General features: G+C 63.5%; 13 protein-coding genes. 5 read left to right on the forward strand and 8 right to left on the reverse strand.

Going from position 1 to position 15088, the window contains the following annotated elements; translation table 11 throughout:
* The first annotated feature begins 27 nt into the window (after positions 1 to 27).
* Positions 28 to 702: an amino acid ABC transporter permease gene (locus tag FJ428_RS21370; protein WP_140496993.1), complete on the forward strand. Its 675-nt coding sequence runs from the start codon at positions 28 to 30 to the stop codon at positions 700 to 702.
* A gap of 47 nt (positions 703 to 749) precedes the next feature.
* On the forward strand, positions 750 to 2030 hold the full coding sequence (locus tag FJ428_RS21375) for a cysteine desulfurase-like protein (RefSeq protein ID WP_140496995.1): 1281 nt from the start codon (positions 750 to 752) through the stop codon (positions 2028 to 2030).
* 232 nt (positions 2031 to 2262) lie between these two features.
* On the opposite strand, the gene FJ428_RS21380 is transcribed toward FJ428_RS21375, so the two are convergent.
* The 6 genes from FJ428_RS21380 to FJ428_RS30740 form a co-directional block, all read right to left on the reverse strand.
* Entirely contained in the window at positions 2263 to 3093 is an 831-nt protein-coding gene (locus tag FJ428_RS21380; protein WP_140496998.1) for a dipeptide ABC transporter ATP-binding protein, read from the reverse strand.
* Positions 3090 to 3947 carry an ABC transporter ATP-binding protein gene (locus tag FJ428_RS21385; RefSeq protein WP_140497000.1) on the reverse strand — a complete coding sequence of 286 codons (858 nt, stop codon included), beginning with the start codon at positions 3945 to 3947 and terminating at the stop codon, positions 3090 to 3092. Before FJ428_RS21385 ends, FJ428_RS21380 begins: the two co-directional genes overlap by 4 nt.
* Before the next feature lie 2 nt (positions 3948 to 3949).
* Complete coding sequence (locus tag FJ428_RS21390; RefSeq protein WP_181165298.1) at positions 3950 to 4804, reverse strand: ABC transporter permease subunit; 855 nt, start codon at positions 4802 to 4804, stop codon at positions 3950 to 3952.
* 70 nt (positions 4805 to 4874) lie between these two features.
* On the reverse strand, positions 4875 to 5882 hold the full coding sequence (locus tag FJ428_RS21395; RefSeq protein ID WP_140497004.1) for an ABC transporter permease subunit: 1008 nt from the start codon (positions 5880 to 5882) through the stop codon (positions 4875 to 4877).
* A gap of 48 nt (positions 5883 to 5930) precedes the next feature.
* Positions 5931 to 7523 (reverse strand): ABC transporter substrate-binding protein, encoded by a 1593-nt coding sequence (locus tag FJ428_RS21400; RefSeq protein ID WP_140497006.1) that lies wholly within the window; start codon positions 7521 to 7523, stop codon positions 5931 to 5933.
* A gap of 210 nt (positions 7524 to 7733) precedes the next feature.
* On the reverse strand, positions 7734 to 8273 hold the full coding sequence (locus tag FJ428_RS30740; protein ID WP_224684797.1) for a hypothetical protein: 540 nt from the start codon (positions 8271 to 8273) through the stop codon (positions 7734 to 7736).
* Positions 8274 to 8370: 97 nt separating this feature from the next.
* On the opposite strand from FJ428_RS30740, the gene FJ428_RS21405 reads away from it, so the two are divergent.
* Together FJ428_RS21405 and FJ428_RS21410 are read left to right on the forward strand one after the other, a co-directional pair.
* Positions 8371 to 10074 carry a long-chain fatty acid--CoA ligase gene (locus FJ428_RS21405; RefSeq protein ID WP_224618351.1) on the forward strand — a complete coding sequence of 568 codons (1704 nt, stop codon included), beginning with the start codon at positions 8371 to 8373 and terminating at the stop codon, positions 10072 to 10074.
* 86 nt (positions 10075 to 10160) lie between these two features.
* Complete coding sequence (locus tag FJ428_RS21410) at positions 10161 to 10829, forward strand: methyltransferase (RefSeq protein WP_140664240.1); 669 nt, start codon at positions 10161 to 10163, stop codon at positions 10827 to 10829.
* Here the strand turns inward: FJ428_RS21410 and FJ428_RS21415 are convergent.
* A complete protein-coding gene (locus FJ428_RS21415; protein ID WP_140497010.1) occupies positions 10803 to 11525 on the reverse strand; it encodes an HAD family hydrolase in 723 nt (240 codons plus the stop codon). The genes FJ428_RS21410 and FJ428_RS21415 overlap by 27 nt on opposite strands.
* 5 nt (positions 11526 to 11530) lie before the next feature.
* The gene (pgi, locus tag FJ428_RS21420; RefSeq protein WP_140630014.1) at positions 11531 to 13174 is read right to left on the reverse strand and encodes a glucose-6-phosphate isomerase; all 1644 of its coding nucleotides are present in this window, start codon (positions 13172 to 13174) and stop codon (positions 11531 to 11533) included.
* Positions 13175 to 13434: 260 nt separating this feature from the next.
* Here pgi and FJ428_RS21425 point away from each other — a divergent pair, with 260 nt between their 5' ends.
* The gene (locus tag FJ428_RS21425; protein WP_140497014.1) at positions 13435 to 14928 is read left to right on the forward strand and encodes a PLP-dependent aminotransferase family protein; all 1494 of its coding nucleotides are present in this window, start codon (positions 13435 to 13437) and stop codon (positions 14926 to 14928) included.
* Positions 14929 to 15088: the final 160 nt, after the last annotated feature.

Here is a 15088-nt window from a genome sequence, read left to right on the forward strand (position 1 = left end):
ACGCCAAACGGTTCGGGAAAGCCTCCCATGTCGCTGCTCGATACCTTCTTCAACGCCGACGTCATCGCGTCCAGTCTGCCGGCGCTGCTGCGCGGCTTTCTCAACACGCTGCTGCTCGGCCTGCTCAGCATCGGCATCGGCATCCCCATCGGCCTGGTGATCAGCCTGTTGCGGCTTTATGCGCCGAAGCCGCTCCGGTGGCTGGCGGTCGGCTACACCGATATCTTCCGCGCGCTGCCGGTGCTGGTCGTGCTGATCCTGATCTACTATGCGCTGCCCTTCCTCGGCATCCGCCTGTCGTCCTGGGCTTCCGCCGTAACGGCCTTCGCCATCATCATGTCGGCCTATTCGGCGGAAGTGTTCCGCTCCGGCATCGAAAGCATTCCGCGCGGCCAGTTCGAGGCGTCGCAGGCGCTCGGCCTGCCGTTCCTTTTGACCTTGCGCAAGGTGGTGCTGCCGCAGGCGGTGCGCGTCGTCATCCCGCCGATGACCAGCAACTGCGTCTCGATGTTCAAGGACACCTCGCTCGCCTCCACCGTGGCGCTGCCGGAACTCCTGAAGGAAGCGACCAATGCGCAGTCGCTCTACGCCAACCCCTCGCCGCTGATCGGCGCAGCCCTGGTCTATCTCATCTTCCTGTGGCCGATGGTTCGCCTCGTCAGCCTGCTTGAAGACCGTTTCAAGACCGAGAAGACGCGCTGACCGCGCCTACAATTTCCCCTCTACCGAGCACTTCGCAGGAGACGACCATGAACAAGCATCAAGCCGCCAATGCGACCGGCACTTCCGGCGCATTCCCTGTTGAAAGAATCCGGGCGATGTTTCCGGCCTTGCAGCGGGCAGGCGACTTCATCTTCCTGGACAACGCCGCCGGCGCGCAGATTCCGCAGAGCGTGCTCGATGCGGTGACCAACCATCTGGTATCGCACAATGTGCAGCGCGGCGGCCGCTATGGCCGCAGCGTCACCGTTGACCAATCGGTCGCCGATGCGCGGACAAGCGTGGCACTGCTGATCAATGCCTACAGCCCATCCGAGATCTGCTTCGGCATGAACGCCACCTCGTTCATCCGCCTGGTCAGCCTCGGCATCGGCCAGATGCTTGGAGAGCGCGACGAGATCGTCGTCACCGACATGGACCACGACGCCAACATCGCGACATGGCTGGCGCTCGAATCCGCCGGCGCCAAGTTCAAGTGGTGGCGCATGCGCGAGGACGGCAATTTGCATGTCGACGATTTGCGCCCGCTGGTTTCAGAACGCACCCGGCTTGTCGCCTGCACGGTGACGGCGCATTCCATCGGCTCGATCGTCGACGTGGCTTCAGTGGCGGGGATTGCCCACGCCGCCGGCGCCGAAGTGTTCCTCGACTGCGTGCATTACGGGCCGCATGGGCTGATCGACGTGCAAGCATGGGATTGCGACTATCTCGTCTGTTCCGGCTACAAGAATTTCTCGCCGCATATGGGTTTCCTGTGGGGCCGCTTCGAAACGCTGAAGCGGCTGCCGACCTTCCGCGAGGACTTCATCCCCGACGAGCCGCCCTACAAGGTCGAGGCCGGCACCTTCATTTACGAGAACGTGTCGGGCATGGATGCGGCGGTCCAGTATCTGGAACTCATCGGCCGCAACCTTGCCCCGTCCAACAACCGCTCGCGGCGCGAAAACATCGTCGCCGGCATGGGCGCCATCCGCGACTACGAGCTGGTGCTGGCGCGCGAGATGCTGGCTGTGCTGAAGAGCTGCGGGGCAACAATCTACGGCGTTTCCGAGGAGGCCCGGATCAACGAACGCGTGCCGACCTTCTGTTTCAACATCGGCAAATTGTCGCCGCAGCGGATCGTCGAGGAAATGGCCGAGATGCAGATCGGCATTCGCGACGGCCACATGTACGCCCCGCGCCTGATGAAGCGCCTCAATTTGTCGATGGACAGCGGCGCCATCCGCGCCTCGCTGGTGCACTACAATACGGTCGAGGAAGTCAGGCGTTTCGGTGAAGCGCTGCGGGCTGTCATCGCGAAGCTGTCGTAGCGCTCGACCCTTTTCGCGAGAGAAACCGGAGGCGTGACTGCCTCCGTTTCGTCATCCACGGGGAGCAAGGAGCGGAGCGACGCGGCGCAGACCCGAGGATTCATGCCGTGATATGCGAGCGTTACCACGGTGCACAACCTGCTCCGCAGCGCTTTTCGGCTGAGATAACGGCATGGATCCTAGGATCTCCGCACCGCGTTGCGGCGCTCCGCCCTAGGATGACGAATTGGAGTCACGCCGCTTTCTTCTTCGCCAGCCTCGCCTTGATGCTGGCGACATCGGCGCGCGGCGTGGCGGCGAACAGCGTCCTGGTGTAGCTGTGCTTGGGGTCTGAAAAGACCTCGTCGCGCGAGCCGTATTCGACCGCCTCGCCGAAATACATCACCATCACGTCGTCGGCGATGTAGCGCACCACGGAGAGATCGTGGCTGATGAAGACATAGGTCAGCTGGAATTCGTCCTGCAGGTCGGCGAGCAGGTTGAGCACCTGTGCCTGCACCGAAAGATCGAGCGCCGAGACCGGCTCGTCCAGCACCAGAAGGCTCGGGTTCAGCATCAGCGCACGGGCGATGGCGATGCGCTGGCGCTGGCCGCCCGAGAACATGTGGGGATAGCGGTTGTAGTGCTCGTGACCGAGGCCGACCTTCTTCAGCATCTTCATGGCGAGGTCGCGCCGCTCGGCGGCCGTCTTGTCGGTGTTGATCAGCAGCGGCTCGCCCAGCACGTCGCCGATCTTCTGGCGCGGGTTGAGCGATCCGTAGGGGTTCTGGAAGACGATCTGCACCTTGCGGCGCATCTCCCTGGTCAATCCGCCCCTGGCGATGTCGACCTTGTTGCCGTCGATGAACAGTTCGCCCGATGTCGCCGGATCGATGAGCGTGATGATGCGGGCGAGCGTGGACTTGCCGCAGCCGCTTTCGCCGACGATGGCGAGCGTCTTGCCCTTATCCACGGTGAACGAGACGCCCTTGACCGCGTGCACCGTGCGCGGCCCGCTGAACAGGCCGCCGCCGATATGGTAGTCGCGAACGATGTTCTTGCCTTCGAGGACGGTGGTGCTCATGCGGAGGCTCCCGCGGCCGAGGGCGCCGGCTCGAACAGCATGTCGGAAACGGTCGGCAGCCGGTCGCCGACCGCGTTCTCCGGCAGCGCCGACAGCAGCGCGCGCGTGTAGTTGCTTTTCGGGCTCTCGAACAGCGACAGCACGTCGGCCTCTTCCATCTTGCGGCCCTTGTACTGAACGATGACGCGGTCGGCTGTCTCGGCCACCACGCCCATATTGTGGGTGATCATGATCAGGCCCATGCCGTATTTGGCCTGCAGCGAAACCAGGAGATCAAGGATCTGCTTCTGGATGGTGACATCGAGCGCGGTGGTCGGCTCGTCCGCGATCAAGAGCTTCGGATTGCAGGCGATGGCGATGGCGATCATGACGCGCTGGCACTGGCCGCCCGACATCTGGTGCGGAAACGAGCTCAGCCGTTCTTCCGGATCGGCAATGCCGACGAGCTTCATCAATTCGATGGCGCGCGCGCGGCGCTGGGCGCGGTCCATGCCCATATGGAAGCGCAGCACCTCCTCGATCTGGAAGCCGACGGTGAAGCACGGGTTGAGGCTGGCGATCGGCTCCTGGAAGATCATGGAGATATCCTTGCCGACGATCTTGCGCCGCTCGGACGGGCTGAGCTTCAGCAGATCGACGCCGTCGAAGGCCATGCGGTCGGCCTTGACGGTCGCGGTGTTGGGCAGCAGCCCCATCACCGCCAGCATCGCCACCGATTTGCCGGAACCGGATTCGCCGACGATCGCCAGCACTTCGCGCGGCTCGATCGACAGGTCGATGCCCTGCACGGCCATGAACGGACCGGCGGCGGTGTCGAAGGAAACGGTGAGATTCTTGATCTCGAGCAGGGACATGCTCACGACCTCTTCAGCTTGGGGTCGAGCGCGTCGCGCAGGCCGTCGCCGATCAGGTTGATGGCAAAGACGGTGATCAGGATGGCAAGGCCCGGGAAGGTCACCACCCACCAGGCGCGCAGGATGAACTCGCGTGCTTCGGCCAGCATCGTGCCCCATTCCGGGGTCGGCGGCTGCGCGCCCATGCCGAGGAAGCCCAGCGCCGCGGCCTCGAGGATGGCGTTGGAGAAGGACAGCGTCGCCTGCACGATCAGCGGCGCGATGCAGTTGGGCAGGATGGTGACCAGCATCAGCCTGAAATGGCTGGCGCCCGCGACCTTGGCCGAGATGACATATTCGCGGTTCTTCTCCGCCATCACGGCGGCGCGGGTGAGCCGGGCGAAGTGCGGCTGCAGCACGAAGGCAATGGCGATCATGGCGTTGACCAGCCCAGGTCCGAGAACGGCGACCAGCACCAGCGCCAGCAGCAGCGACGGGAAGGCCAGGATGATGTCCATGATGCGCATGATGAGCGTATCCACCCAGCCGCGGCAGTAGCCGGCGAGCAGGCCGAGGATGACGCCGGAGATCAGCGCCGTGGTGACGACGACGAAGCCGATGGCGAGCGAGAAGCGCGAGCCGTAGATCAGGCGCGAGAGAATGTCGCGGCCGACGGCGTCGGTACCGAGCAGGAACTGGGCGTTGCCGCCCGCCTGCCAGGCCGGCGGCGTCAGGAAGAAGTCGCGGAACTGGTCGTCCGGCGAATGCGGGGCGAGCAGCGGCGCGAAGACGGCGATCAGGATCAGCAGCGCGAAGACGAAGAGGCCGATCACCGCGCCCTTGTTGATCGAGAAATAGTGCCAGAACTCGGCGAACATCTGCAGCCGGGCGTCCTGCGGCCTGACGACGGTCGCGGCTTCGATTGTGGCAGGGCCTTCGTTGGTCATGTCAATTCGCCCGGATACGCGGGTTGATGACGGCATAGAGCACGTCGACGATGAGGTTCACCGACATGACGATGAGCGCGATCAAAAGCAACCCGCCTTGCACGGTGAAATAGTCGCGCTTGGAAATAGCGTCGATCATCCATTTGCCGATGCCTGGCCACGAAAAAATGCTCTCGGTCAGGATGGCGCCGGTCAGGAGCGTGCCGACCTGCAGGCCAATGGTGGTGACGACCGGGATCAGCGCATTGCGGAAAGCGTGCAGCCCGATGACGCGGCGAGGCGCCAGGCCCTTGGCGCGCGCGGTGCGCACATAGTCCTCGCCGAGGACCTCGAGCATGGCCGACCGCGTCTGCCTGGCGATGACGGCAAGCGGAATGGTGCCGAGCACGATGGTGGGCAGGACGAGGTGCGACAGGGCCGAGCGGAATGCACCCTTCTGTCCGGAGATCAGGGAATCGATGGTCATGAAGCCGGTTACCGGCTTGAAGAAATAGAGAAGGTCGATGCGGCCGGAAACCGGTGTCCAGTGCAGCATGCCGGAGAACACGATGATCAGCAGCAGCCCCCACCAGAAGATCGGCATGGAATAGCCTGCCAGCGCCGTTCCCATGGTCAGTTGGTCGAACCAGGAGCCGCGGCGGATCGCGGCGAAGATGCCGAAGGCGACGCCGATGACGATGGCGAAGATCATGGCGAAGATGGCAAGTTCGACCGTCGCCGGGAACCGCACCAGGAAATCCTTGAGCACCGGCGTCTTGGTGGAAAACGAGGTGCCGAAATCACCGCTGAGGATATTGGCCAGATAGGTCAGGTACTGTCGCCAGATCGGCAGGTCGAAGCCGAACTGGTGCATCAGCGCAGCGTGACGTTCGGGCGACAGGCCGCGTTCGCCCGCGAGCACCAGCACCGGATCACCGGGCAGGATGCGCACGAAGCCGAAGGCGAGGATGGTTATCCCGATGAAGGTCGGGACGATGAGGGCGAGCTTGCCGAGGATATAACGCAGCATGGCGGGCGAGGTGGGACGGCGCTGTGGCGCCGCCCCGTTTCGCGAACCTTATTCGGCGATATCGACGCCGTCGAAGCGATGGATGCCGAGCGGATCCATCGCAAAGCCGGAGACGGTCTTCTGCATCGGCATGAACACCTTGGAGTGTGCGAGCGTCGCCCACGGTGCCTGTTCCTTGAAGATGACCTGCGCCTGTTCGTAGAGCTTGGTGCGCTCGGCCTGGTCGGAAACCGTCTTGGCCTTGTTGATGAGCGCATCGAAGTCCTTGTTGCACCATTCCGCGCGGTTGTTCGAACCGACGGAAGCGCAGCTCAAGAGTACACCGAGGAAGTTGTCCGGATCGCCATTGTCACCGGTCCAGCCGACGATGACGGCGCCGTCGTGATCGACCGCCGAAGCGCGCTTGAGGTATTCACCCCAATCGTAGCTGACGATGTTGACTGTGACGCCGACCTTGGCGAAGTCGGCCTGGATCAGCTCGGCGGTGCGGCGCGCGTTCGGCATGTAGGGGCGCGACACAGGCATGGCCCAGACATTCATCTTGAGGTCCTTGACGCCGGCCTCTTCGAGCATCTTCTTGGCCGCATCCGGATCGTACGGATCGTCCTTCACGTCCTTGTTGTAGGACCACATGGTCGGCGGGATCGGGTTGACGGCCACCTGGCCGGCGCCCTGGAAGACCGCGTCGATGATAGCCTTCTTGTTGATGGCCATGTTGAGCGCCTTGCGCACGCGCACGTCGTCGAACGGCTTCTGCTGGGTGTTGTACATCAGCGCACCGACATTGAGGCCTTCCTGCTCGTCGACCTTCAGGTTCGGATCGGCCTGCAGGCCGGCGATGTCGGCCGGCGCCGGGTAGGACATGATGTTGCATTCGCCGGCCTTCAGCTTCTGCGCACGGACCGCCGGATCGGTGGTGATGGCGAAGACAAGGTCGTCGATCTTCTGCTTGCCGCCCCAATAGTCGGGGTTGGCCTTGTAGCGGATGGCAGCGTCGGTCTGGTAATCGACGAAGATGAACGGGCCGGTGCCAATCGGCTTCTGGTTGAACAGTTCAGGCGTCTTGTCCGCCTGCAGCTTGTCGGCATATTCCTTGGAAACGATTGAGGCGAAGTCCATGCCCAGCGTCGGGATCAAAGTGATCGCCGGCTCCTTGAGGGTGAACTTCACCGTCAGGTCGTCGACCTTCTCGACCTTGGTGATGTTGTCGCCGAACTGGTCATTGTAATACTGGTAGGCAATGCCCGGTATGTACTGGAACCAGGGGCCGTTCTTGTCGACCTGACGCTGGAACGAGAACACCACGTCATCGGCGTTGAAGTCGCGCGTCGGGGTGAAATAGTCGGTAGCGGCGAACTTCACACCCTTGCGAAGCTTGAACGTGTATTCCTTGCCATCGTCGGAAATGGACCAGCTTTCGGCCAGGCCCGGCGAGACCGTTGTCTTGCCATGATCGAATTCGACGAGGCGGTTGAAGACCGTACGCGAAGACGCATCGAACGTCTGTCCCGCGGTGTAGGGCGCCGGGTCAAAGCCTTCCGGCGAAGCTTCGGCGCAGTAGACCAAGGTTTTTGCGTTGGCCACGCCGCCCAGGACGCTTGCAGCCAGCAACGCGGCTGCAAAAGTCAGTTTCTTCCTCATTGAGCACTCCCTGATGTTTTTCCAAGCCCCTCTATCAGGCTCGCGAAGCGCGCATATAAGCACCGTTTCTCCGGCTTTGGAACACCCAGTTTGCCTACCCCATGGTAAGCGGGAAAAAAATCCTCCTCTCCGCAAAAAAATGGAAAAATTCAGTATTTTTTTCTATTCACAACATTATTAACGACCGCATTTTTTTATTGATCACCAATCTTACGAGATCAACGTCGCGCCCGCTTTCATATGACCGGGGATGCCGGACGATGCAGGGCCGCTGCGCCCGTGGCGGGAAAGATTTTCGGCGGCAAATCTTTCGACGGCTTGCCGCTGGGGCAAGGCTTGCACGCCCGCCGATAGAGGCCATACATAGACAAGGCACCGTCGGCAGCGGGGGACGCCTCTCTTAGCAGGAGGCGAGCGCGGCAGGGGCGAACAAAACAGGGAGGGACGGTTGGCAAAAGCATCGAACAGGACGGCTCCGCCGAAGACGGCCAAGGCGACCCTGAAGCCGGCCGCGGGCGCCGACAAGCAGCCAACGCCCTCCGCCAAGAACGCAAAGGGCGCAAAGAGCACAAAGGCAAAGGTCGCAGGGAAACCTTCCGCCGGCAAGGCGGACGCTGTTGTCAAACCGGCCGCGAAGCCGGCGGCCAAAGCCGTCCCCGCAAAGACGTCGGCGAAGGCCGGAACTGCTAAAACCGGGACGACAAAGACCAGTTCGACCAAGGCCGGGACGACGAAGACTGGCGCGAGCAAGACCGGGGCGACCCGGACTAGCAAGACTGGGGCCGCACAAGCCGCATCCGTGGCCAAGCCGGCACCGGCGGCTTCGAGACCGGCGGCCGCCAAGCGATTGCCGAAAGCGCTCACCGCCCTGGCCGCAGGCTTGCCGGAAAAACCGTGGCTGGAAAGCTACCCGAAGAACATGCCGGCCGAGATCGGCGCCCTGCCCTACAGCTCCATCGGCGATTTCCTCGTTGCCGCCTGCAAGCAATTTGCAGGCCAGCCGGCCTTCACCTGCATGGGCAAGTCGATCACCTATGCGGAACTCGAACGGCTTTCGGCGGCGTTCGGCGCCTACCTTCAATCGACCGGGTTGCCCAAAGGCGCACGCGTCGCCCTGATGATGCCGAACGTGCTGCAATATCCGGTGGCGATGATGGCGGTGGCGCGCGCCGGCTACACGGTGGTCAACGTCAACCCTCTCTACACGCCGCGCGAGCTGGAACACCAGCTCAAGGATTCCGGGGCACAAGCGATCATCATCCTGGAGAACTTCGCCAGCACCTTGCAAGCGGTGATCGCCAGGACGTCGGTCAAGCACGTCGTCGTCGCGGCCATGGGCGACATGCTCGGCGGGCTCAAGGGAAGCATCGTCAATCTGGTGGTGCGCCGCGTCAAGAAGATGGTGCCGGCCTGGTCATTGCCCGGCCATGTCAAGTTCAACGCGGCGCTGAAGGTGGGCAGCGGCATGGGTTTCAAGCCGGCCAAGGTGGCGGCCGACGATATCGCGTTCCTGCAATATACCGGCGGCACCACGGGAATCTCGAAGGGTGCTATCCTGCTGCACAGCAACGTGCTGGCCAATGTCGCGCAGAATTCGCTGTGGCTGCAGGACGCCTACACGGTCAAGCCAAAACCCGCCCATCTCAACCTCATCTGCGCACTGCCGCTCTATCATATCTTCGCGCTGACCGTGAATGCGCTGATGGGCATGCAAATGGGTGGACAGAACATACTGATCCCCAATCCGCGCGACATCCCCGGCTTCGTCAAGGAAATAGGCAAGTATCCGATCCATATCTTTCCAGGCCTCAACACGCTGTTCAACGCGCTGCTCAACAATGAGGATTTCCGCAAGCTCGACTTCAAGCCGCTGCTCCTGACGCTGGGCGGCGGCATGGCGGTGCAAAAGGGCGTCGCCGAGCGCTGGAAGGCGCTGACGGGCTGCCCGGTCAGTGAAGGCTACGGCCTGTCGGAGACGTCGCCCGTGGCAACGGCCAACAAATTCAGCTCCGGCGAATTCACCGGCACGATCGGCCTGCCGCTGCCGTCTACCGAGATCGCCATCCGCGACGAGGAGGACAACAATTTGCCGCTCGGCGAGGTCGGCGAAATCTGCATCAAGGGGCCGCAGGTGATGGCGGGCTACTGGAACCGGCCTGACGAGACCGCCAAGGTGATGACCAAGGACGGCTTCTTCAAGTCGGGCGACATGGGCTTCATGGACGAGCGCGGCTACACCAAGATCGTCGACCGCAAGAAGGACATGATCCTCGTTTCCGGCTTCAACGTCTATCCGACCGAGCTCGAGGAAGTCGTGGCGCTGCATCCCGGCGTGCTCGAAGTGGCGGCAATCGGCGTGCCGGACGAGCATTCGGGCGAAGTGCCGAAACTGTTCATCGTCAAGAAAGACCAGGCGCTGACCGCCGAGGCCATCACCGCCTATTGCCGTGAGAACCTGACCGGGTACAAGCGGCCCAGATACATCGAATTCAGGACAGAACTGCCGAAGACGCCGGTCGGAAAGATCCTGCGGCGCGCATTGCGCGAATAGGAGCCGGCTTGGACCACGATCTTGCCGGCGCCGATGCCCAGGACCGGTGCCCGCGCCTCGACCCGGCCGAGTTCATCAAGGCCAACATGCGCCTTGTCCCTGCGCCTGCGCTTCCAGAAATCCGGTTTTACACGGCGCACCCCAGCAGCGGATTGAGACGGCTCGTCGAGCCCGAAGGCGATGCGGAAGACGCACCGGAGCCACAACCGCCCTACTGGGCCTACGCATGGGCCGGCGGCACCGTGCTCGCGCGCTATGTCCTCGACCATCCGACGACCGTGGGGGGACGCCGCGTGCTCGACCTTGGTGCCGGTTCCGGCATTGTCGGCATCGCTGCCGCGAAGGCCGGGGCCCGCGAAGTGATCGCCGCCGAGATCGACCGAAACGGCGTCGCCGCGCTCGGTCTCAATGCAAAAGACAACGGCGTCACGATCTCGGTGATCTGCAAAGACATTACCACCGGTCCGCCACCAGCGGTCGACCTTGTGCTGGCTGGCGACGTGTTCTACGGACCCGATGTCACCCAACGCATGATCCCCTTCCTCGACCGCTGCCTTGCCGCTGGCGTCGAGGTCCTGATCGGCGACCCGCGCCGCGCCGATCTACCATTGTCGCGGCTCAGGCTGCTCGCCGAATATCAGGTGCCGGATTTCGGCGACGCGAAGGGCGCCGCAAGCAGGCCGAGCGGCGTCTTTTCCTTCGAAGCCGAGACGCCGCTAGCGACGAGATCAGATCGTCTCCTTGACCCGCGCTGAAAGGAAATCCGGCAGGTCGACAACCGAATCCAGGATCACGTCGGCAATTCCGGCCAGAGATTCACGCGTGCCGGTGCCCGAGAGCACGCCGACCGCCAGGCCGCAGCCGCCGGCACGAGCCATTTCGAGATCGTGGCGGTTATCGCCGATCATGGCGACCTGCGTCGGCTTCAGGCCGGTGAGATCGCAGAAGGCCTGGATCGTATCCGGCGCCGGCTTGGGATTGGCCACCGCGTCATAGCCGTAGGCGGCGTCGAACAGCTGCGCGACGCCGAGCGTTACCAGCGTTTTTTCCGCGCCGCTGGTCGAATCGTTGGTGGCGACGCCGAGCCGATAGGACCTTGCGTGCAAGGTGCCGAGCGTTTCGACGATGCCCGGCAGAGCCACCGCCATCGCCGAGCCCTGCACCGAGGTGATCTGGTTGAAGCGGGCGACGGCCAGCATCTGGTCTTCGTCGGACAGGCGCGGAAACCACAATTCAACGACGTCGAGATTGGTGCCGGAGGCAAAGATGGAATCGGGCTTGAAGCGCCTGTTGGCGAAATCGAAGCCCGCGGCCGCAAGCAGCCTGTCGGCCTTCCAGCGGTCGCCTTCGGAGGCGTCCATGGCCATGAAGTCGGCAACCCCGAGCCAGGTCGCATTGAAGTCGACAAGCGTTCCGTCCTTGTCGAACAATATTCCCTTGATGTCTGCCAACTCAGTCACTCCGAACCACGCAAATGGTGGATGTGTTCCACCAGGCCGGCGGTCGAGGCATCCCGCTTTGCGGCACTTTCCTTGCCTTCCACGACTGGCAGAAGGCCGGTGGCCAGTTCCTTGCCGAGCTCGACGCCCCATTGGTCGAAGGAGTTGATGTCGAACAGCGTTCCCTCGACGAAGACGCGGTGTTCGTAGAGAGCGATCAGGCGGCCGAGCGTGCGCGGGTCAAGCTTGCGATAAAGAATGGTCACCGAGGGCCGGTTGCCGGAGAAGACGCGGTGCGGGGCAATACGATCGACATCGGCCGGCTTCATGCCCTTGGCCAGCATCTGCGCGCGCGCTTCCTCCAGCGTGCGGCCCCTCATGAAGGCTTCCGACTGCGCCAGGCAGTTGGCGAGCAGCAGGTCGTGATGGTGCTTCAGCTCCGGCTCGTGGCCGTTCGCCGCGGCGAGGAATTCGACCGGAATGAAATCGGTTCCCTGGTGCAGGAGCTGGAAGAAGGCATGCTGGCCGTTGGTGCCAGGCTCGCCCCAGACCAGCGGCCCGGTCGGCGTCGCCACGGGGCCGCCGTCCAGGGTGACGCTCTTGCCGTTCGATTCCATGTCGAGCTGCTGGAGATAGGCCGGCAGCCTGGACAGGCGCTGGTCATAGGGGATGACCGCGCGGGCCGGGTATTTGCAAACGACGCGATGCCACCAGCCGACAAGGCCAAGCAGCACCGGCAGGTTTTTGGCCAGCGGCGCGGTGCGGAAGTGTTCGTCCATTTCGTGCGCGCCATCGAGGAAGGCGCGGAAATCGCGTGGACCAATGGCGATCATCACGGGAAGGCCGATGGCGCCCCACACAGAATAGCGGCCGCCGACCCAATCCCAGAAGCCGAAGACGCGGTCCGGCTCGATGCCAAACTTCGCCACCAGGTCGAGTGCCGTCGAGACCGCGGCGAAGTGCTTGCCGATCGCTTCCTTGCCGAGCGCCTTCTGGACCCAGTCGCGCGCCGTCTGCGCATTGGTCATCGTTTCGACCGTGGTGAAGGTCTTGGAGGCGACGATAAAAAGCGTGCTCTCGGCGGAAAGGCCCTTCAGCGTGTCGTGGATATGGGCGCCGTCGATGTTGGAGACATAGTGCGCGCGCGGACCGTCATGATAGGGCGCCAGCGCCAACGTCGCCATGGCCGGGCCGAGATCGGAGCCGCCGATACCGATATTGACGATGTCGGTGATCTTCTTGCCGGTGGCGCCCGTCGCCTTGCCGGAACGCACCGCGTCGGCGAAGGCGCCCATCGCGTCCAATACGGCAATGACCTCCGCCTTCACATCCTGCCCGTCGAGCATGATGCCCTTGCCGGTCAGGTTGCGCAGGGCGGTGTGCAGAACAGCGCGGCCCTCTGTAACGTTGATCTTCTTGCCGGCGAACATGGCGGCGCGGCGGCCTTCGAGATCGGCGGCGTCAGCCAGATTCTCCAGCAGGTCCATCGTGCGCGCATCGACGGCGCATTTCGACCAGTCGAGCAACAGGTCGCCGTCGCTGGCGGAGAACGTCTTGAACCGCTGCGGATCGGCGGCGAAGGCCTGGCGCATATCGCCGGCTGCCGCGGCGCGATGGTCGCGCAAGGCGGCAAGCTGTTTTTGGAAGGCTGACTGATCCACCGGCGGGCTCCTGGGACTGTTAAATTATCTTAGCAGACCGGATGTTTCCGGCGCGTGTCGTCGCGCCAAACTATTGAGCCGAATTTCGTCCGGTCAATACGCGGCGATGACGCACAGCGTTACACGGGATGCGAAGGCCGAAAGATCACTGGCATAAATCCCAAAGATCAGAAAAATTGATTGGCGCAACCCCTTGTGCCACCGTTACATTCGACTGGTCCAGCCAAACGAAAAAAGCTGGCCATCGAGGAACATTTCCCATGCCACAGCGCAACGACACGGCCATATGGTCCGGCCTGTTCCGGATTTCGGCCGAATCCGGCCAGACTTTGCAGGCACAGATCCGCCAGGCGATCGTGGCCGCTATTCTCGACCGCCAGATCGCCGCTTCGATGCCGCTTCCGTCATGCCGGATATTGGCCGAAAAACTCGGCGTGGCGCGCGGAACCGTGGTGCTGGCCTTCCAGCAACTGGTCGACCAGGGCTTCCTGGTGGCGCGCGAGCGGCGCGGCCATTTCGTCAATCCCGACGTTTTGGCGACGCCGGCCAAGCCGCACCAGAAGGCGCCCGACCAGGCCAACGAGATCGACTGGAAGGCACGCCGGCAGATCGCGGCCAGCGACATGCCGCCGCCGGCCAAGCACGAGAACTGGATCAAGTCGTCCTACCCCTTCGTCTATGGCCAGTTCGATCCGGCGCTGTTCCCGACCGCCGAGTGGCGCGAGTGCAACCGCATGGCGCTTGCCGTGCTGGAGATCCGCAACTGGGCCTCCGACATGGTCGATCGCGACGATCCGCTGCTGATCGAGCAGATCCAGGCGCGGCTGCTGCCCAGGCGCGGCATCTTCGCCAACCCCGACGAGATCATCGTCACGCTGGGCGCCCAGAACGCGCTCTACATGCTGGCGACGCTTTTGATGACCAAGGGCTCGAAGGTGGCGATGGAGGATCCGGGCTACCCCGACGCACGCTCGATCTTCCGGCTCGCCGGCGCCGACATCCAGCCGGTGCCGGTCGACCAGTCCGGCATCGTAACCTCTTCGATTCCCAACGATTCCGGCTTTGTCTTCGTCACGCCCAGCCATCATTGCCCGACCATGGTGCCGCTGTCGGCGGAACGCCGGCAGGACCTTCTGGCGCGCGCCAACCGCTACAACCAGATCATTATCGAGGACGGCTATGACAGCCAGCTTCTCGACGAGGCGCCGCAGCAGGCCTTGAAGAGCCTCGACCGCTCCGGCCGCGTGATCTATGTCGGCTCGATGTCGAAGACGCTGGCTCCGGGCCTGCGGCTTGGCTACATCGTGGCCTCGGCTGGACTAATCGCCGAACTCAGGGCGCTGCGCCGCTTCATGCTGCGCCATCCGCCGGCCAACAACCAGCGCGCGGTCGCGCTGTTCCTGTCGCTCGGCCACCACGAGGCGCTGGTGCGGCGGCTGTCGAGCGCCTTCGACGAGCGGCGCAAGCGCCTGGTCCATGCGATTTCCGCTTTCCTGCCCGAGTGGCGTTCGACCGACTCGGCCGGCGGCACGTCGCTGTGGCTGGAGGGACCGCGCGGCACCGATTCCCGCGGACTGGCCGAGGCCGCCGCCTCGCGCAGCGTCATCATCGAGCCGGGCGACCGCTTCTTCGACCGCACCGAAAAGCCTTCGCGTTTCATGCGCTTGGGCATCTCCTCGATCGCGCTGCAGCATATCGAGCCCGGTATCCGCGAACTTGCAACCGCCGCGGGCCGCAGGCCGGCCGCCGCCTGATCACCTGGGCCTGACCACCTCCCGGGAACCGCGCAACAGCGGCTCCTGCTTCTTTAGCACTGGCATATGCAACCGTACCGGCTGGCTCATAGGCTGTGCCAATGCCGGCGGCATAGTCGAGGCCTAAAGGGGACGAAGCAGCCGATGGTGGACCAACCGC

The organism is Mesorhizobium sp. B2-8-1, assembly GCF_006440955.1.
Classification (GTDB): Bacteria; Pseudomonadota; Alphaproteobacteria; order Rhizobiales; family Rhizobiaceae; genus Mesorhizobium.